We start from the raw sequence: 16842 nt of genomic DNA on the forward strand, positions 1-16842 counted from the left end.
TGCCTAGGTTGGCAGAGCAGTCGTAGAGTGTAACCTGATGAAAGAGAACCAAAGACCGCTCGAACCTGGGATTGTGACGGACTTTGCGGATCGGCTGAGCTACGCTGGATATCTGTGCTTGCCGGAGTTGCTGGCGCAGCAGCGTCCATTGTCTTCGCCGCCCCATCATGACGAGATGCTGTTCATCATCCAGCATCAGGTTGCGGAGTTATGGATCAAGCAGCTTATTCATGAGTTGAGTGCTGCGATCCGCTTTGTGCAACGCGACGAGCTTGACCCGTGCTTCAAGATTCTGTCGCGGGCAAAGCTGATTCAGATGCAGTTGTTCGACCAGTGGGCGGTACTCGAGACACTGACACCGTCGGAGTATCTGGAGTTCCGCGGAGTGCTGGGCAACGCGTCCGGCTTTCAGTCGTTCCAGTATCGTAAACTCGAGTTCCTGTTGGGAAACAAGAATCGCGACGCGATGCGGGTCTTTGCTCATGACCCGGTTCTGCATAGCGAGCTGAAGGCAACCCTCGAAGCGCCGAGCCTGTATGACGAGTTTCTGTTACACCTCGCAAGGCGTGGCTTTCCGGTTCCGCAGGAGTGCATGAAACGCGACTGGGGTGAGCCGCACCACAAGAACGATGGACTGGTCCAGGTGATCCGCGAGATTTACGAACATCCTCGCAAGCATTGGGATGCCTACGAGATGTGCGAGAAGCTTGTCGATGTAGAGGAATATTTTCAGCTTTGGCGCTTCCGCCACATGAAGACAGTAGAGAGGATCATCGGTTTCCGGCCGGGAACCGGCGGATCGTCCGGCGTGGGTTTCCTGAAGCAGGCTCTGGAGCTGACCTTCTTCCCGGAACTGCTTGCGGTGCGAACAGGGCTATCGCAGCGATGAATGCACAGGTCCGGCAGGCTTTGTCTGCAATCGGGGGCGGTCCGTTACGGGAGGAGCCTATTCAGCAATATGTCGCGCCGCTCTTTTCGCGTGTGCTGTCGGGGAAGTCGTCCTATCTGGCGAACCACTCGCTAGGACGGCCGCTGAATGTGATGACGGATGACATCGCCGAAGCGATCGCGCTGTGGTACGGCAAACTCGGCGATGCGTGGGATGGGTGGCTGGAGGAACGGGAGGCATTTCGCGCGCGGGTTGCAACGCTTATCGGCGCTACCCGTGCTGATTGCGTTGTTCCGAAGACTTCAGCGGGCCAGGGTCTGCGGGCCGTATTGAACGCGCTGCCGGGTCGGCCACGGGTGATCAGTACGCGAGGGGAGTTCGACTCGATCGACGTGATCTTGAAGCAGTATGCTGCGCTGGGGCGTATCGCGCTGCAATGGGTCGAGCCAGATGCACAAGGCGACTTCGCCGTAGGATCACTGATCGAAGCAGTGGATGATGGAGCGGACCTGGTTGTGGTGTCTCAGGTCATGTTTATGACCGGCCAGATCGTCGCTGGCCTGGATAGGCTAGCGAAAGCTTGTCATGAGCGCGGAGCTAAGCTGCTCGTCGACTCTTACCATGCTGTTGGGGTTATCCCTGTCGACGTGGTACAGATGAGCGCGGACTTTGTGATTGGTGGGAGTTACAAATATCTTCGGGGCGGGCCTGGGGCCTGTTTTCTGTACATAGAGCCTGAGGTGCTTGAGAGCGGCTTGCGTCCGCTTGATATGGGATGGTTTGCCAACTCGGATACCTTTGGATATGACCGGCCAGAGTTGCCTGCTCTCCAGCCGGGCGGCGGCGCTTTTCTCGAGTCCACTCCGCCGGTGCTTACTTGGTATCAGGCCCGCAGCGGCGCGGAGTTCACCCTGGCCATGGGGGTTGAGAGACTTCGCGAGTACAGCCTGCAGCAGCTTAACGCCTTGCGTGGCTACCTCGCCGCTGCCGGTATTAGCGCAGTGACAGGCGGCGATGAAGGCCACGGTGGATTCCTTGCCATCCGGCTTGCGAACGCGATGGAGTTCCCTGCACGGCTTGAGCGGGAGGGAATAGTTTGCGATGCGCGAGGCGAGTGGCTTCGTCTTTGTCCCGACTGTCTGACCCGCGATGAGGAGTTGCGCTTCGCGGCAGATGTATTAGGCCGATTGATAAGCCGTGGCTAGTCGGCCGTGTGGCTTCGGACCAAGTCGAGGAAGAGCTGGTGGACGCGGGTGTCGTGGCCTAGCTCGGGGTGGAAGGTGGCGGCAAGGATGTGGCCCTCGCGAACGAGGACGGGGTCGTTCGCGCGGGTGGCGAGGGTTTCGACCGTGAGACCGGTGCGGGTGATGCGCGGGGCGCGGATGAAGACCATCTCGAGTGGGCCGCCGGGGAGCTTGGATTCGGCGTGGAGGATGGTGGAGTCGATCTGGCGGCCGTAGGCGTTGCGCTCGACTGTGACGTCGAGGGCGTCGAGAGACTTCTGCGCGGGGTTGGTGACGTCTTTGGCGAGGAGGATGACTCCGGCGCATGTCCCGAAGGTGGGGGTGGTGTGGACGAAGGTCTTGAGGGTCTCGAAGAAGCCGCGCTGCTCGAGGAATTTGAGCATGGTGGTGGATTCGCCGCCGGGCATGATGAGGCCGTCGAGGCCATTGAGGTCCTCGGGGAGGCGGACGAGCTTGGGCGTTGCACCGAGTGTGCGCAGGGTCTGGGCGTGGGCTTCGTATGCGCCCTGGAGGGCGAGGACGCCTATAATCGGCTTGTCTTTCGTGTTTGGCTCTGTTGCCGCGTTCATCCCCCCACCCCTACCTTTCTGTGCAAAGTATTCGAAAAATTGAACTTAGGTTCGTACTTCCTGTACGATCCGCTGCTGCCGTAGCGTCTAACAGCGATTTTTGTCGCTACTTCCAGTATAGAGAGTTGCGCGGAATTAATCGGCACTTAGGAAGTGTTTTGTTTTGTAGGTGTTATGTGATTCCAGGACTTGACAGACGTTTTCTGAGGCAAAACTGATGAAGTTGCTCGTTACTTATTGATATCAGACAGCTTATGACTTAATATTTTCACCAAATATCAACTGGTTCCTGTCGGGATCGTGAAGGACGAACTCGTTCATGCGCCATTCGCGCGGCTTAAGAGGTTGGGTGAACTCGATTCCGGCGGCTTTGAACTCGGACTCAAGTGAGGAGGCGGTGCCTTCGTTCAAAAAGAAGTAGGTAGTGGTGGGGTTGCTGGCTGGATCGAGAGAGGGGGTGGAACGGAGGTGGAGTTCCTGGCCGTCGCGGTGGATGAAGGCATAGCTGTCGCCGTCCTTGTAGCGTAATTCAGAAACCAGTTGGTGGCAGGTTGATAGCGGACTTATGCAACCTGCGATGAAAGGCAAATCGTGGCGACTAGCAGAAGGAAAATTCGCGATACTCCGCTTTCGCGAGCATACGGGCGGGAACCTGCATATGCTGCGGGTTGGCCATAATCTATTTTTTGGGTTTGTTGGGCGCAGGAACAGTCGATCCCTTCAAGAACCATTTCGAACAAGCTATCGCCGTCTTACGAACCGCATTGGTTGCGACCCTCGCTTCTTCATGGGCAATCTGGTTCGGTGCAAAGCGTCAGTGCGGCCTCGCAATAGTCATGCAGAGAACTGGCTTTGCGATCCAGATATCGCTCACTCTTTATGCTCTATTGGGCTGGCGCTCACCGTCTTCTTTGAACGTCATTTTCCCGTCAACGTTCTTTGCCGAATACAACTGGCTAACATTCATTTTCGAAGTTGCGCCGGCAACAGCAATTGCATCGGGCCTCTTAATGTATCTGTGCCGCCGACGTGCACTTCCGGCTCAAGGTTCAGGGCACACCGAGCCTCACGTTTAAGAACTTGAATCGTACTTGCGCAGCGCCCATCTATGATGACCTCTGCTTTTTGTGCAATCAGCGCAGTGTGCTTCAATCCCGTTCTACCGGCAAAGAACGCGACACAGGGCTGCGCACTGTCGGAGGCTTCAGCGATCAAGAGTTGGAGCAAATAGCGAAGAAGGAACCAAGGGGCGGCTCGCGCCGCTTCGCTCAGGATGACACCATCGTGGGCGGAGATGACACCATCGTGGAGTTGAAAAGCAGATTCCTCCGCTGCGCTGCGGAATGACAAGGCAAAAGAGCCGGAACCCGTGTGAATCGTTTTTGCGGCCGGAGGCCGCGTGTGCCTGGACGGCCAGTCCTCACCAGCCGCGGGTCTGGAGGAGTTCAGACTCTTCGAGAGCGGCGGCGGCGAGGCCTTTCATTGTGCCGGTGACGGTCTCGCTGGCCTCGGCTACGATCTTGGGATCGTTGTAGTGCGTGGTCGCGATGACGATGGCCTTGGCGCGGGAGACGGCTTCGGCGCGCTCCTTGGGGTTCTTCTCCACGTCGAGCGGTGTGGCGCGTTCTTTCATGAAGATTCCCGAGCCTACAAAGACGGCCTCGGCGCCTAGCTGCATCATGAGAGCAGCGTCGGCAGGGGTGGCGATTCCGCCGGCTGAGAAGTTGGGGACGGGCAGCTTGCCGGCCTTTGCAACCATGCGGATCAGCTCGTAGGGAGCCTGGTGGACCTTGGCGGCGTTGTAGAGCTCGGACTCATCAAGGACGGTGAGGGCGCGCATCTCGCGGACGATCTGGCGCATGTGCTGGACCGCGTGGACGACGTCTCCGGTGCCTGCCTCGCCCTTCGTCCGGATCATGGCTGCGCCTTCGGCGATGCGGCGCAGGGCTTCGCCGAGGTTGCGTGCTCCACAGACGAATGGGGTGGTGAAGGCGTGCTTGTCGATATGGAAGGTCTCATCGGCGGGGGTGAGGACTTCGGACTCGTCGATGAAGTCGACGCCGAGCTGCTCGAGAACCTGGGCCTCGGCGAAGTGTCCGATGCGGGCCTTGGCCATGACCGGGATGGAGACGGACCCAATGATCTCCTTGATGAGCTTGGGGTTAGCCATGCGGGCGACGCCGCCCTCGGCGCGGATCATGGCAGGGACGCGCTCAAGCGCCATCACGGAGGTGGCACCAGCCTCTTCGGCAATACGCGCCTGCTCGACGTTCATGACGTCCATGATGACTCCGCCTTTGAGCATCTCGGCGAGCCCGGTCTTGAGGCGGAGGGAAGATGAGCCGAGGTTGCCGTTGGTGGTGTGGTCTGCCATGACGAATCTCCTTGAGAGTCGCGGTCGCGCGTTGTGTTGTAAGGACGATTGCCGCGAGAAACTTCAGTTTATCAGCTTTGTTGCCGCGTGATGAAGATTCAGCCTGCGGGTTGATTGCCGGGAGTCCACGTAGAAAGATTTGCTGAATATTCAAATGTGATTGACGGGTTACAGCCGCTTCTTGAGGCAGGATGATCTTCGACGGTCTGGAGGTGCGGATGCACGCAGAGCTGACGATTGTGATCCCAGCGAAGAACGAGGCGCAGATGCTGCCTAGGCTGCTGGACTCGCTGACACGGCAGGACTACGAGGGGATGAGCACGACCCGGGTGATCGTGGCAGATGCGGGCTCCACGGACGGAACCGTTGAATTGGCGCTGAGCTTTCGGGACAGGCTGGCCGTAGAGGTGATCCGGGGCGGACTGCCCTCGGTCGGGAGGAATGCGGGGGCAAAGCTGGCGACGACGCCTTATGTCCTCTTTCTGGATGCAGATGTTGAGCTTCCCGAGCCTACGCTGCTGCGGCGCGCGCTGTGGCGGATGCGCCGGCGTAAGCTCCACCTGGCAACAACGAACATCGCCTGCCGCGAAGGGAGCTTCTTCGACGACGCCCTGTACATGGGCAACAACCTGATGCAGCGTGTGGGGTCGGTTCTAAAGCCGTTTGCGACGGGGATGTTTATGCTCTTCGACCGCGAGGCGTTCTGGGCGCTTGGTGGATTCAATGAACGGGCTCTGTTCGCCGAAGATTACCTCTTGTCGAAGGGCGTGGCGCGAACGAGATTCAGGATTGTGCGTGGAAAAATTCTGACGACAAACCGTAGATTTCAGAAGCTGGGACATGGCCGGATGGTGTGGATGTTCTTTAAGACCATGATGCACAGCTGGGATGACGGCTACTTTCTCCGCGATCAGGGGTATTGGGAAGAGGCTGAGATCTAGAAGCGGCTCGATCAGTCTTCCGGTTGGGTGAGGCCTGCCAGAGCGAGGAGTTTTTCGTCAACGACGATGAAGAGGCCTTTCGCGCGGGCGAGAGTAGTTCCGTCCGAGTTCTGAATCTCGGCTTCGTGGAAGAGCTTGCGACCATCGCGGCGAAGGTGACGGCTGGTGAGAACAAGCGGTTGGTAGAGCGGGACCGGCTTAAGATAGTCGACCTCCATGTGACGCGTCATGGCGAGGACGTTGAGCGGGCGGTTGATCTTGCTCATCGCTTCATCGAGCAGCGCGGCGACGATGCCACCGTGGATGTGCCCGGGCGGGCCCTCGTGGAAGCGGTCAAGCTGAAAGTGACACGTAGCGACGGGAAAGCCGGGATCTGAGGTGTCCGTGGTGAAGACGAGATGCAGTCCTTGAGGATTGGCAGGGCCGCAGCCGAAGCAGTAGTTCGCTCGCTCATCGATCGTGGGGTTGCTGCGTTCGAGGGAGACCGGGGTGTGGCGGGTTGTGTCGGGGGATACCATGCGATGTGCCTGCACACTACCACAGGAGATGCATGAAAATGAATAGCGATTCATTTTCTAAATCGGATACAGGCGATTGTGGCTATGAGTTGCAGGCTTCGAGGATGCCCGCGCCGAATCGTTCCAGCTTCTCGAGGCTGAGGCCGTCGACGGCTTTGAGCTGAGCGAGAGTCTGGGGGCGAGCCAGTACGATGCTGCGAAGCGTGGACGAGCCGAGGACGAAGAACTGTGGAAGGCCGAGCTTTTCGGACTCAAACTTGCGCCAGTCGCGTAGGCGTTGATCGAGCGCCTGCTGGGCCGGAGTGAGGGCTTCGGCGGGGTTGCTGTCGGCGGCGCGTGGGCGGGTGAAGGTTTCGGCAGGTTGTTCAAGTGCGATCTGCTGATGATTGCGCGTGGGACGAGGCTCCGGTTTTGAGGCTGGAGATCTGCTGCTGGCTCGTTTTGTGCGTGATGGCGTGACGGTGATGCCGTACTCGGCCGGAACGGGTTGAGATGTGCAGAGGGCGATAACTGCGGCTCCGTAGCGGTCTGCCTTTTCGGGGCCTATTCCGGAGACGTTGAGCAGGCTGTCGATATTTGTGGGGCAGGAGCGGACGATCGCTTCGAGGACCGAGTCTCCGAAGACGATGAATGCGGGCTTGCCGGTCTTCGCCGCTTCGGCTTTGCGCCACTCGCGTAGGCGCTGCTCAAGTGCCTTCTGATCGGGAGTGTAAGGCTCCGTTGATTCAGCCTTGGGAACTCTGCGAGTTGCAGAGGATGGTTTTGCTCGGTGAGAACCGTTACGGCCGCTTGTGGCGCTTGGATCACTCGCGTCTTTGAGATGGATTGCGAGCGGCTCATCGGCAGAGAGGTTACGCCCTTCGTGAGTAAGTGAGGCCCGCTTGAAAGTGATGAGCTGCCCTTCTGGGTTAGTGAAGGTATCGGGCGAGAGCGTGATGAGGCCGGCGCGGGTAAGGGCTTCGAGCAGGGCGTCGAACTGCTTGCGGTCGACGCCGAGGGCGAGATCGGTGTGGAGTTTGCCCGTGGCTCGCGGAGGCGTTCCCTGGAGGGCGTTGAGGATGGCGCGTAGCTGGCGTTCTTCTTGTGCGGTGGGGGCGCGGAAGGTTTGGGCGGTGGCGCGTTCGGGGGAGCAGAAGTCGCAGTGGCCGCAGGGGCGGAGGCCGTCAGCGGTGTCGCCGAAGTGCTGGACGAGTGCGGCCATGCGGCACTGAGGGGTCTCGGCGAACTGGATCATCCGGTCGATCTGGTCGCGGCGGAACGCGAGCTGCGCGTCGTAGCCGGAGCGCCAGTTTCTCTGGCCGGTTGAACGGAGGTTGCCAGCAATGTCGAAGCTGGCTGCGCCCTGCGCGACGAGCTTTTCTGAGGTGCGGGCGAAGGTCTCGACGTCCATCTTGAGGTTCTGGCGCAAGACGTCGGGCATCTGAAACTCATCGGTGAGGACGGCGGCGAGGCGTGCGAGTTCAGTGGGAGCGGGGTAGTCGCGCTCGAGGAAGAAGTCGTGCATCTTGCGGTCGGCGAAACTGTGAAGCAGAACGGTGCGCGAGGGCAGGCCGTCTCGTCCTGCGCGGCCGATCTCCTGGTAGTAGGCCTCAACGCTGGCGGGCAGCGCGGCGTGGACGACGGTGCGGACGTCAGCCTTGTCGATGCCCATGCCAAAGGCAATGGTGGCGACGACAACTTCTAATTTGCCGCTGAGGAAGTGGCGCTGGACGCGCTCGCGGACGCTGGGCTCGAGTCCAGCATGATAGGCAGCAGCGCTGCCTCCAAGCAGCGATGCGAGTTCTTCGGCGGCTTTGCGGCTAGGGGCGTAGACGATGGCCGGACGGTTCTCTTGCGCTTTGAGCAGATTGACGGTGAACTCATTGCGGCGGGGCTTGGAAAGTTCGACCACCTCGATGGCGAGGTTGTGGCGACGAAAGCCGTGAATGAAGAGCGCGGGATCGCGAAGCTGGAGTTGTGCGACGATGTCGCGCTGAACGGCGGGCGTGGCCGTGGCGGTGAGCGCAATGACTGGAGCGGGTCGTAGCGAAGGCAGGTGATCGCCTAACGTCCGGTAGTCGGGGCGAAAGTCGTGTCCCCATTGCGAGATGCAGTGGGCTTCGTCGATGGCGACGAGCGCGGGCTTGCGTCTAGCGAGCATCTCGGGAAATCCGGGGACCCGCATGCGCTCAGGCGCGATGAAGAGGAACTGCAGCGTGCCGTCGAGGTAGTCTCGGCAGGCCTGGCGGGAGTCTTCGCGGGAGAGTCCGGAGTGGATGCGCGCGACTTTGAGACCGAGCGCGGAGAGCTTGGCGGCCTGGTCGTCCATGAGCGCGATGAGCGGGCTGATGACCAGCGCAGTGCCTCCGCGGGCGATGGCGGGGAGTTGGTAGCAGAGGCTCTTGCCGGCGCCCGTCGGCATGACAAGGAGGACGTCGCGGCCTTCGGTGGCGGCGCGGCAGACTGCTTCCTGATTGGCCCGGAATGTGGGGAAGCCGAAGGTCTTGTGAAGAAGGCCGGAGAGGTCCATGAACCTGCTTATCTTCGCATATTGCTTGCCTTCAGGTATGAGACGTCAGGCTCTGGGGAACAAGGTGAGGTACTCGGTGGAAGGGCCGGGAGGCATCGTCCTCTGCGCTTGACGAAAGGGGAATCTTCGCGGTTTGCTGATGAATCAGATAAGTTGGTTTGCCGAGAGGCTGGGAGGGATGGAGATGCTCCTGATTGCGATTGTCGCCGTAGTGCTGTGTCTTGCGGTCTTCCTGAGTGTATGGGTCAGCCGGCAGAGAACGCGAAGGGAACTGGAGCAGAACAGCATCGATGCTGAGGTTCTGCACGGGTTGATTGAGGCACAACAGAAGGTGGCTGTTTACGATGTGCGGCAGCCACTGGATCTTCTCGCACACACGGAGATCATTCCTGGCTCGGTAAGGATTCCGCCAAAGGATCTGCTCGACAATCCATCGCTGATTCCGCGGGAAGAGGACGCCGTCGTCTACTGTACTTGCGATGGAGAGAAGACCAGCCGCGCGATCGTACGCCATGCCAGATCACTGAATTTCACGCGACTGAAGCTGCTCAGAGGCGGGCTGGCGGCCTGGAAGGCGAAGGGCTATCCGGTGGAACGGTATGATCGCCCCTTCCATCTCGACACGGCAAGCTAGCTGAGGGGCTCGGTTCCGGTGAGGGCTTCGGTGGAGTAATGGGGTCATTGGTTACCCTTCGCTGGTCCCTAGCCTGCCCCCGAAGCAGGAGAGGGGGAGCCGTTGGAGACTTCTCCGTTTCACGAGGCAACACAACTGATGCAAAGAAAAGGGTTGCGCGGCTGGCCGCAGTTGCTCCCTCCGGAGTCTGCATCAATGGGTGACCACGTTGATTTTCACACTTAAATGCCTTAGAATGTATAAGGTTGTCCATTCTCTCTCTGGTCGTTCATGAGTCTGAAACAAACCCAAAACACGAAGAGGTACTGACAGATATGGCAAAGCGCCGTGGAAATCCGAATTGGGGCAAGCCTGAGCCTATTGGCCCGGTCGTCCCAACGGTAACATCGTTTGAACAGGTCGTAAAAGAGTTCAAGCTGACGCCTGACCAGTATGTTCGGTCGACGAGGCTGCGCGAGTGGGCTCGCAGGAATAAGAATTCGAAGTACATCCCGGAGGCTCTGCTTGAGGCTTGGGGATTTGAGATAGAGTCCACGCTTTAATTTCGGCGCAGGATGTTGGAGACGCCGCCCGAATGTGGGCGGCGTCTCTTTTTGCGTCGAATGTAGGATGAGATGAGTCGAAAGATGTGGCACGCGCCGGAGGGATGCCCATGTTTGCAGAAGTTGCGGAGGCTGTCGCTGAGATTCGAGCGGGGCGGATGGTGGTGGTGGTCGATGATGAGGATCGCGAGAACGAAGGCGACCTCACGCTCGCGGCGGAGTTTGTTACTCCGGAGGCGATCAACTTCATGGCGAAGTATGGGCGCGGACTCATCTGTCTGACTCTGACGGAGGACCGCGCAGACTATCTGCGACTGGGGCCGATGACGCAAGAGAATACGTCACGCTTCGGTACGGCGTTTACGGAGAGCGTTGAGGCGAGAGAAGGTGTGACAACCGGCATCTCGGCGGCCGACCGCGCGCACACCATCAAGGTTGCGATCGATCCGAAGTCGACAGCGCAGGACCTGGCGAGGCCGGGGCATGTATTTCCGCTGCGCGCGCGCAAAGGTGGTGTGCTGGTGAGGGCAGGGCAGACTGAGGCCTCGGTGGATCTCGCGCGCATGGCCGGATTGATTCCTGCGGGCGTAATCTGCGAGATCATGAACGACGACGGCACGATGGCGCGGGTGCCTGACCTGGTGAAGTTCTGCGAAGAGCATGGATTGAAGATGGTGACGGTCGCCGATCTGATTCGCTATCGGCTGCAGAACGAGCGGTACATCCACCGCGTTGCCGAGTCGGTGATGCCTACGGCGCATGGCGAGTTCCGCATGATTGCCTATGAGAGCGAGGTCGAGGGCGGCGAGTCGCATGTGGCCCTCGTCTATGGCGACGTGGCCGGCGATTCACCCGTGACGGTACGAGTGCACACACATTGCCTCGCAGGTGATGCCTTCGGGACGACGCTGTGCGACTGCAAGTCGCTGGTGGAGAACTCACTGAGGATGATCGCGGAGTCGGGGCGTGGCGCTCTGGTGTATCTGCACAATGGGTCAGCGGGGTTTGGAATCGACAAGGGAGTTACGCCGCATCGGGTGATTTTTCACCGCGAACAGCGATCGAAGGAGAAGTGCGAAGAGCGAGCGCACAGAACGCTGCGGCAGGTGGGACTGGGCGGGCAGATTCTGTCAGACCTGGGAATCCACAAGATAAGGCTGCTTACAAATACGCCGACGCATGTGCCTGCCTTGCAGGGGTTCGGAATCGAGATCGTGGAGCAGGTGTCGGTGTCGACTTCAAAAGTGCGACAGTAGACTTATTCATCCTGAACAAAAAGAAGCAGGCATCGTCTTTGCATGCGATGCCTGCTAATTGAGCGGCGGGCTACCGATCGATCGCCTTAAGATTGGCGGCGGCGTATCGTTCCCCGACAACCTCTTCGTGAGGAATAGCTGCTTCGAGCTCAGCGATTTCGGCCGAGGAGAGTTGAATGCGAGCTGCGGCAGCATTCTCTTCGAGATACTTGCGGCGCTTGGTTCCAGGGATCGGAACGACGTCGTTGCCTTTGGCGAGAACCCATGCGAGGGCCAGCTGACCAGGCGTGGCTCCCTTGCGCTCGGCGATAATGCGGACGCGGTCGACAAGAACCAGGTTCTTGTCGAAGGCCTCGCCAGCGAAGCGCGGATAACGCTGAGAACGAGAGTCTGCCGGGCCAAGATCGCTCTGTTTCTTGATAGTTCCGGTGAGGAAGCCACGACCAAGGGGACTGTAGGGAACAAAGCCGATACCGAGTTCGCGAACAGTGGGCAGAATCTCCGCCTCAACGTGGCGCTCCCAGAGGGAGTACTCGCTCTGGAGGGCAGTGATGGGGTGCACCTTATGTGCGCGACGGATGGTCGCAGGTGAGGCCTCAGAGAGGCCAAGGTATTTGACCTTGCCGGCCTTCACTAACTCGGCCATGGCGCCAACGGTGTCCTCGATGGGAGTGTTGGGATCGACACGGTGCTGGTAGTAGAGGTCGATGTGATCAACGCCGAGACGCTTCAGCGAGGCGTCGCACGCCTGACGGACGTACTCGGGTTTGCCGGAGACGGCCCAGTGAGTCGGGTCATCCTTTTTACGGATGTTGGCGAATTTGGTAGCGAGAAAGAACTCGTCGCGGCGCGGCCGGATGGTCTTGCCTACGAGCTCCTCATTGTCGCCGATTCCGTAGACGTCCGCGGTGTCCAGGAAGTTGATGCTGAGATCAAGTGCGCGGAGAATCGTTGCCGCGGATTCAACGTCGTTGCGTTCACCGTAGAACTCACTCATTCCCATGCAACCGAGTCCCATTCGGGAGACGACCGCGCCTTGTGAACCGAGTTTGACCTTTTCCATCGCTTTTAGATGAGCGGAGTGGAGATAAGATTCGATCGGCTAGGTTTCCTGCCTGTCCGATGCCAGGTAAAGGATCACTCCGCTCAGTATTCCGAGGATTGCAAGGCCTGATACCACGAGTGCGAGGTTCCAGCCGACCTGTGTGGACGTCAGAGACCAGAGCGTTTCGAAGTGGAACATGGAGGAGTTAGCGAGGCTCTCCAGCCATGAGAACCAGTGGAGGCCGAGCTTCGCCTGGGACCCAACAAATGCAACCGCGATCAAAAGATTGATCGACAGGGCGAAGATATGTGCACCCCAGACAGGCTTGCTGATGCGCTCAAGAGCCGCGCTCTTTCGGCGCAGCTGTGCCCGCCACCAGAGCACGCCGGGGGGAGTGAGGCGATCCATCGCAGTGGATTGCTCGCGCGAGGTCTGGAATGTGCGCGTGACGAGAATCAGGTCGCTACACGCGCGGCAGGTCTCGACATGGGCGCGCAGCTCAGACCTGCAGGCATGGGGCCAGTGTCCGCTTGTCAGCAGATCCGAGATCTCTTTTTCACGTGAGCATCCTTTAAGGGTCATGGCTTGCTCCGTTCTGCAGGAGGCTGTTCGCGCAATAGCTGCGCGATTCTGCGCCTTGCGCGGAAGAGCAGAAGGCGAATGCTGGCTATACCGAGCCCGGTGACCTCGGCAATCTCGCGATGTGAGTAGCCTTCGGCGTGAGCCAGCCAGAGAAGCTGCCGGTCGCGGGGGCGCATGCGAGCCAGTGCCGGACCGAGGATTGAGGACGAGACGATATGGCCTGTGGTGTCGTGCGAGGCGAAGAGCTCTTCGGGCAGATCGTCGATTGAAGTGGACGCTGGACGGCGCCAATGATCGCGCAGGAGATTAGTGGCGATGCGGAAGAGGTACCGCCGGCTGGCTACCTCGCCGTCGTCGGGCCGTGATGCGCAGAGGAAGCGCACGTAGCTCTCCTGCATAAGGTCGTCGGCCAGCGCGTGGTCACCTGAGACCCGAGCCAGATACGCCCAAAGCGGACGGGCTGAGCGCTCGTAGAACAGGGCGAATGCGTCACTGTCCATGGGCGGTTCAATTGTCCGCGTCACGTCGGCGGTTGCTAGGCTCGGTATGGCTGATTCCCAGGGCGTCATATGAAAGGGCTCTCGGATGACTTGTGGGACGTTTCACTCATTGTCTCTCGTTCGAGTCGAAAGGTGTGGTAATTCGACGGGAGGTGTTCTCAGGCATCAGACCGAGACGGCCTGCCAGCATCCAGGTAACGGCTGCGGAGAGGATGAAGCCGATGCCTGGCATGAGGACAAGGGTTCCCAGCACCAACATAGGGGCTTCGAGTTCGACGAGAGCATGACGAAGGAAGAGGAAGCCGATCCCCAGAAGAGTCAGCACGATTCCAATTTGAAGCGGGTTGAGCACTCTGGCGACTGCACTCGGAACGCGCTGGTCTCGTTCGAAGTCCACGGCGATGGGAGCTGCTTCAAGAAAGCGTCTACCAGCATCGGTCCCCATGTAGGTCAGCAACTCCTGATTGGACCCGAACCTTTCGATCAACTTTCCATGGACTTCAAGTTGCGATTTGAAGACTCGTCCCCAGCGCCTGTTTTCCAGGAGAAGCCGCACCAGCCAAAGCAGGCAGCCGACGATGCAGAGGAATACCAGGAACGGGCCTAGGTCATGCATGAACAGCTGATACGTCGAGGGCTCGGGCCGTGGTTGCAAATATTCGGGCCACACTGCGCGCTCGAGTCGCTCGCCGCCGTCCCTGCTCAACTTTGAAAAGAGGTAGAAATCGGGATTGCGGGCTACCTCGGGGTGGCTTTGCAGGAACTGTGCCAGTTGGGGGTTGTTGCGGCTTACATAGTCCGGATTGGAGAGCAGAGAAGGGTCGTGGGCGACAACAGTTGTGAGGGTGGGACTAAGACGCAGAAGGCGAATGAGCTGCTCCTGTGTCTCTCGTGCTGCCTCTTGCGTCAGTGCGCGGTCGTCCTTCGCGCCACCCTTTGCATCCGGTGCCTCGTGTGGCTTTGGCTGGGCAGAGGCAAATGCTGCGAGCAGGGTTGCGGGCATTGCGATGGAACGAATGACCCAGGTTACAGTTCGCCGATAACGCATCGTGTGTCCCCTTGAATGAAGAAGGCTTTCAAAGCCTTCTGTATATACAACGGATATGCGTAGCGATTGGTTAACAGAATCTTTACGGTTATGGATCTATTGCGCTGTGACGGTAAGGTTCAAGGTGACGGTCTGGGTAAGTTGGACGCCGGTGGTGGAGGTGGCCGTGACCTGATACTGGTAGTTGCCGGGCGGTGTGTAGCGGAGGTTGGGATTGTCGGTGTTGATTGTGCCTCCGCTGCCACAGCCCGAGGATGCGAGGAGCGCAGCCGTCGTTAGCGTGATACATGCGATGGAGAGCAGTCGCTAAGCTGTTCGGTAAAGCTCGTCGAGGATCCGACTGGGGCAGAGGTGAAGGTCTGGGTCTGCTGGCTGAGATTGGTGATGGTCAGCGTGAGCGGGGCGGGAGTCGTGGTTGCCGTGCGAATGCCGAAGTCGAGCTCATGAGGCGAGACAACGATAGCGTTTGGCGTGGCCGCAGTTGCCGGGAGGGTGACAGTCTGCGTCGTAGCGTTTGCGGCCTGTGCGGTGATGGTTCAGGGGCCTGAACCGGTGAGGCGATATTGCACTCTGATCCGCCAGGAAGTTGCACGGGGCAGCTGTGAGCGAGCGTGAAGCCTGTCGCGGAGACTTGAAGACCGGTGGCGGTGGCCGTTCCGAGATTGCGGAGGATGACGTTGGGAGAACCGTCGGCGGAGAGAGCCAGAGCTGGTGCGTTGGTGAGGTTGAGCTTGGCAAGAAAGGCCGCGGACCCGGCGCAGAGACTGCCGTTGCAAGAGCCCGGAGCAAGGACGGCGTCGTGGAGCGTCGAGGGGAGCGCGGGAGTGAGTGAGTTGTTTAGGGAGAGATCGTAGGTCTGACTGGCGAGCAGGCTGGAGCTTGTCGTGGGGGCGACGCTGCCGGCAGCGATGGGCTGGCCGCTGGAGTCTACGGCGATGGAGGTGACGGTGACGAGCGCGGAGGCGTAGGTTGGGTTGGTTGTCGGGAGCCCGCCGAAGCGCGCAGCCTGGTCGATGCCGTTTTAAGAGTCGATGCGAAGCAGCGCAGAGTTGCCGATGGTGGACAGCGCGGGGAAGGGAAGCAGAGGCGTACTCAGAGGGACTGCAGCCCATGCGTTGCCTGAAGACGCTGGTGTAATTGTCGATTGCGTGCCGGGTGCGAGGAGGGTCGAAGTGAGAACCTTGCTGCCGTCGAGTGCCATACGGATGAGGCTCTGATAGGTGGTCCCCGGCGAGCGGAGTCGTGACTGTGGCGACAGGGAACTGACCGAGCGCGATCGAGCCCGTGAGCAGGAGGGTCTGCGTGGACGAATCGATGGCGAGGGAGGTAATGCCTTCGCCGGGAATGAAGGTCGAGAAAGTGATGCCGTCGCCGGCCGGGGTGAGTTTGGTGAGAAAGCCAGAGGTGGCCGAGAGGATGGAAGGGACGACGGCAGAGAGCGTGGGGTATCCAGAGCTCGTGGTATATCCGGCGATGTAGGCACTGTCAGAGGAGTCCGCGGCAATCGCGGCCGGAGCCGTGTCGCCGTTGAGACCGGTGAGATAAGTGGCGTAGAGCAACGTTGTGCCGGAGGAGTTGAACTTCTCAACGAAACCGTTCTGGAAACTGCCCGAGGCAGGCGATTGAATGATCGCCGACGATGTGACGGGAAGGGTGGAGGCGAAGGTGCTTCCGGTGATGAAGACGGCGTCGGAGGTGGCGGCGATGGCGGAGACGGCGGTGCGGCCGCTTCCGGCAAAGGTCACGAAGAGCGGGTTGAGGCTGGGGTCAAATTTTGCGATGAAGGAGTTCGTGGAGGTGTCGGCGCGCGTGGGGAAGGTAACTCCGGAGGTTCCGGCGAGTGCCCCGGAGGTCGTGGTGCCGGTTATGTAGACGTTGCCGGAAGGATCGAGGCAGAGGGCGAGACCGATGTCGCCCTGTGCCCCGAGATGAGCCTGGGCGAGAACGTTAGTGGTAGTGGGGTCGGTCTTGAGAAGGCGAACGCCGTCTTTCTGGTCGAGCAGAAGATAAAGGTTGCCGGAGGCGTCGGATTGGACGGCGTTGAACTGCCCCTGATGTCCTGAGGCGAGCAGACCGGCGAAGGCGAGCTGCTGGGCAGTCTGCGCCGTAATGGGTAATGTCACGAGGCCCAGCAGTGCGGCTAGAGAAAAGCAGAGAAGAGGCAAACGCTTCATCATGGTCATCTGGCTGC

Annotated in this window: 17 protein-coding genes; 6 read left to right on the forward strand and 11 right to left on the reverse strand. The window is 59.8% G+C overall.

The annotated features are described in order from the left end of the window. Positions 1–37: 37 nt before the first annotated feature. Both OHL16_RS03660 and OHL16_RS03665 read left to right on the forward strand, forming a co-directional pair. A complete protein-coding gene (locus OHL16_RS03660; protein WP_263365708.1) occupies positions 38–889 on the forward strand; it encodes a tryptophan 2,3-dioxygenase in 852 nt (283 codons plus the stop codon). Then, a complete protein-coding gene (locus tag OHL16_RS03665; protein ID WP_263365709.1) occupies positions 886–2094 on the forward strand; it encodes an aminotransferase class V-fold PLP-dependent enzyme in 1209 nt (402 codons plus the stop codon). The genes OHL16_RS03660 and OHL16_RS03665 overlap by 4 nt, the downstream gene beginning before the upstream one ends. Here the strand turns inward: OHL16_RS03665 and pdxT are convergent. The 4 genes from pdxT to pdxS all read right to left on the reverse strand — a co-directional run bounded on the left by pdxT (position 2091) and on the right by pdxS (position 5076). Beyond that, complete coding sequence (gene pdxT, locus OHL16_RS03670) at positions 2091–2702, reverse strand: pyridoxal 5'-phosphate synthase glutaminase subunit PdxT (protein WP_263365710.1); 612 nt, start codon at positions 2700–2702, stop codon at positions 2091–2093. The two genes, OHL16_RS03665 and pdxT, sit on opposite strands and share 4 nt — an antisense overlap. A 252-nt stretch (positions 2703–2954) precedes the next feature. Beyond that, positions 2955–3290, reverse strand: coding sequence for a VOC family protein (locus tag OHL16_RS03675; RefSeq protein WP_263365711.1), 336 nt, complete (start codon positions 3288–3290; stop codon positions 2955–2957). A gap of 375 nt (positions 3291–3665) precedes the next feature. After that, positions 3666–4052 carry a hypothetical protein gene (locus OHL16_RS03680; RefSeq protein ID WP_263365712.1) on the reverse strand — a complete coding sequence of 129 codons (387 nt, stop codon included), beginning with the start codon at positions 4050–4052 and terminating at the stop codon, positions 3666–3668. A 70-nt stretch (positions 4053–4122) separates the two neighbouring features. Beyond that, complete coding sequence (gene pdxS / locus OHL16_RS03685; protein ID WP_263365713.1) at positions 4123–5076, reverse strand: pyridoxal 5'-phosphate synthase lyase subunit PdxS; 954 nt, start codon at positions 5074–5076, stop codon at positions 4123–4125. A gap of 191 nt (positions 5077–5267) precedes the next feature. On the opposite strand from pdxS, the gene OHL16_RS03690 reads away from it, so the two are divergent. Continuing rightward, positions 5268–6017, forward strand: coding sequence for a glycosyltransferase (locus OHL16_RS03690; protein ID WP_263365714.1), 750 nt, complete (start codon positions 5268–5270; stop codon positions 6015–6017). An 11-nt stretch (positions 6018–6028) separates the two neighbouring features. Here the strand turns inward: OHL16_RS03690 and OHL16_RS03695 are convergent, their stop codons facing one another. Together OHL16_RS03695 and OHL16_RS03700 are read right to left on the reverse strand one after the other, a co-directional pair. Further along, positions 6029–6535 carry a PaaI family thioesterase gene (locus OHL16_RS03695; RefSeq protein WP_263365715.1) on the reverse strand — a complete coding sequence of 169 codons (507 nt, stop codon included), beginning with the start codon at positions 6533–6535 and terminating at the stop codon, positions 6029–6031. An 82-nt stretch (positions 6536–6617) separates the two neighbouring features. Beyond that, positions 6618–9044 (reverse strand): RecQ family ATP-dependent DNA helicase, encoded by a 2427-nt coding sequence (locus OHL16_RS03700; RefSeq protein WP_263365716.1) that lies wholly within the window; start codon positions 9042–9044, stop codon positions 6618–6620. A 139-nt stretch (positions 9045–9183) separates the two neighbouring features. Between OHL16_RS03700 and OHL16_RS03705 the strand changes: the two genes are divergently transcribed. The 3 genes from OHL16_RS03705 (at position 9184) to ribB (ending at position 11476) form a co-directional block, all read left to right on the forward strand. Continuing rightward, positions 9184–9678 carry a rhodanese-like domain-containing protein gene (locus tag OHL16_RS03705; RefSeq protein WP_263365717.1) on the forward strand — a complete coding sequence of 165 codons (495 nt, stop codon included), beginning with the start codon at positions 9184–9186 and terminating at the stop codon, positions 9676–9678. 314 nt (positions 9679–9992) lie between these two features. Then, positions 9993–10220, forward strand: a complete 228-nt coding sequence (locus OHL16_RS03710; RefSeq protein WP_020710367.1) for a hypothetical protein — start codon at positions 9993–9995, stop codon at positions 10218–10220. Positions 10221–10330: 110 nt separating this feature from the next. Next, entirely contained in the window at positions 10331–11476 is a 1146-nt protein-coding gene (gene ribB / locus OHL16_RS03715) for a 3,4-dihydroxy-2-butanone-4-phosphate synthase (protein ID WP_263365718.1), read from the forward strand. Between the two features lie 70 nt (positions 11477–11546). Here the strand turns inward: ribB and OHL16_RS03720 are convergent, their stop codons facing one another. From OHL16_RS03720 to OHL16_RS03740, 5 genes are all read right to left on the reverse strand, one after another. After that, complete coding sequence (locus OHL16_RS03720; protein WP_263365719.1) at positions 11547–12539, reverse strand: aldo/keto reductase; 993 nt, start codon at positions 12537–12539, stop codon at positions 11547–11549. A gap of 39 nt (positions 12540–12578) precedes the next feature. Beyond that, on the reverse strand, positions 12579–13103 hold the full coding sequence (locus OHL16_RS03725; protein WP_263365720.1) for a hypothetical protein: 525 nt from the start codon (positions 13101–13103) through the stop codon (positions 12579–12581). Beyond that, on the reverse strand, positions 13100–13603 hold the full coding sequence (locus OHL16_RS03730) for an RNA polymerase sigma factor (RefSeq protein ID WP_263365721.1): 504 nt from the start codon (positions 13601–13603) through the stop codon (positions 13100–13102). The genes OHL16_RS03725 and OHL16_RS03730 overlap by 4 nt, the downstream gene beginning before the upstream one ends. A gap of 106 nt (positions 13604–13709) precedes the next feature. Then, complete coding sequence (locus tag OHL16_RS03735) at positions 13710–14651, reverse strand: hypothetical protein (protein WP_263365722.1); 942 nt, start codon at positions 14649–14651, stop codon at positions 13710–13712. Positions 14652–15187: 536 nt separating this feature from the next. Then, positions 15188–16828: an SBBP repeat-containing protein gene (locus OHL16_RS03740; RefSeq protein WP_263365723.1), complete on the reverse strand. Its 1641-nt coding sequence runs from the start codon at positions 16826–16828 to the stop codon at positions 15188–15190. Positions 16829–16842 lie beyond the last annotated feature (14 nt).

Source organism: Edaphobacter bradus, assembly GCF_025685645.1.
Lineage (GTDB): Bacteria > Acidobacteriota > Terriglobia > Terriglobales > Acidobacteriaceae > Edaphobacter > Edaphobacter bradus.

What these genes read in the sequence shown, in the direction of transcription:
- OHL16_RS03665 (WP_263365709.1), top strand. Translation starts at nt 886, where the DNA reads ATGAATGCACAGGTCCGGCAGGCTTTGTCTGCAATCGGGGGCGGTCCG.
- pdxT (WP_263365710.1), bottom strand. Translation starts at nt 2,702, where the DNA reads ATGAACGCGGCAACAGAGCCAAACACGAAAGACAAGCCGATTATAGGC.
- OHL16_RS03710 (WP_020710367.1), top strand. Translation starts at nt 9,993, where the DNA reads ATGGCAAAGCGCCGTGGAAATCCGAATTGGGGCAAGCCTGAGCCTATT.
- OHL16_RS03735 (WP_263365722.1), bottom strand. Translation starts at nt 14,651, where the DNA reads ATGCGTTATCGGCGAACTGTAACCTGGGTCATTCGTTCCATCGCAATG.
- OHL16_RS03725 (WP_263365720.1), bottom strand. Translation starts at nt 13,103, where the DNA reads ATGACCCTTAAAGGATGCTCACGTGAAAAAGAGATCTCGGATCTGCTG.
- OHL16_RS03700 (WP_263365716.1), bottom strand. Translation starts at nt 9,044, where the DNA reads ATGGACCTCTCCGGCCTTCTTCACAAGACCTTCGGCTTCCCCACATTC.
- OHL16_RS03730 (WP_263365721.1), bottom strand. Translation starts at nt 13,603, where the DNA reads ATGGACAGTGACGCATTCGCCCTGTTCTACGAGCGCTCAGCCCGTCCG.
- OHL16_RS03660 (WP_263365708.1), top strand. Translation starts at nt 38, where the DNA reads ATGAAAGAGAACCAAAGACCGCTCGAACCTGGGATTGTGACGGACTTT.
- pdxS (WP_263365713.1), bottom strand. Translation starts at nt 5,076, where the DNA reads ATGGCAGACCACACCACCAACGGCAACCTCGGCTCATCTTCCCTCCGC.
- OHL16_RS03720 (WP_263365719.1), bottom strand. Translation starts at nt 12,539, where the DNA reads ATGGAAAAGGTCAAACTCGGTTCACAAGGCGCGGTCGTCTCCCGAATG.
- OHL16_RS03695 (WP_263365715.1), bottom strand. Translation starts at nt 6,535, where the DNA reads ATGGTATCCCCCGACACAACCCGCCACACCCCGGTCTCCCTCGAACGC.
- OHL16_RS03690 (WP_263365714.1), top strand. Translation starts at nt 5,268, where the DNA reads ATGATCTTCGACGGTCTGGAGGTGCGGATGCACGCAGAGCTGACGATT.
- OHL16_RS03705 (WP_263365717.1), top strand. Translation starts at nt 9,184, where the DNA reads ATGAATCAGATAAGTTGGTTTGCCGAGAGGCTGGGAGGGATGGAGATG.
- OHL16_RS03740 (WP_263365723.1), bottom strand. Translation starts at nt 16,828, where the DNA reads ATGATGAAGCGTTTGCCTCTTCTCTGCTTTTCTCTAGCCGCACTGCTG.
- ribB (WP_263365718.1), top strand. Translation starts at nt 10,331, where the DNA reads ATGTTTGCAGAAGTTGCGGAGGCTGTCGCTGAGATTCGAGCGGGGCGG.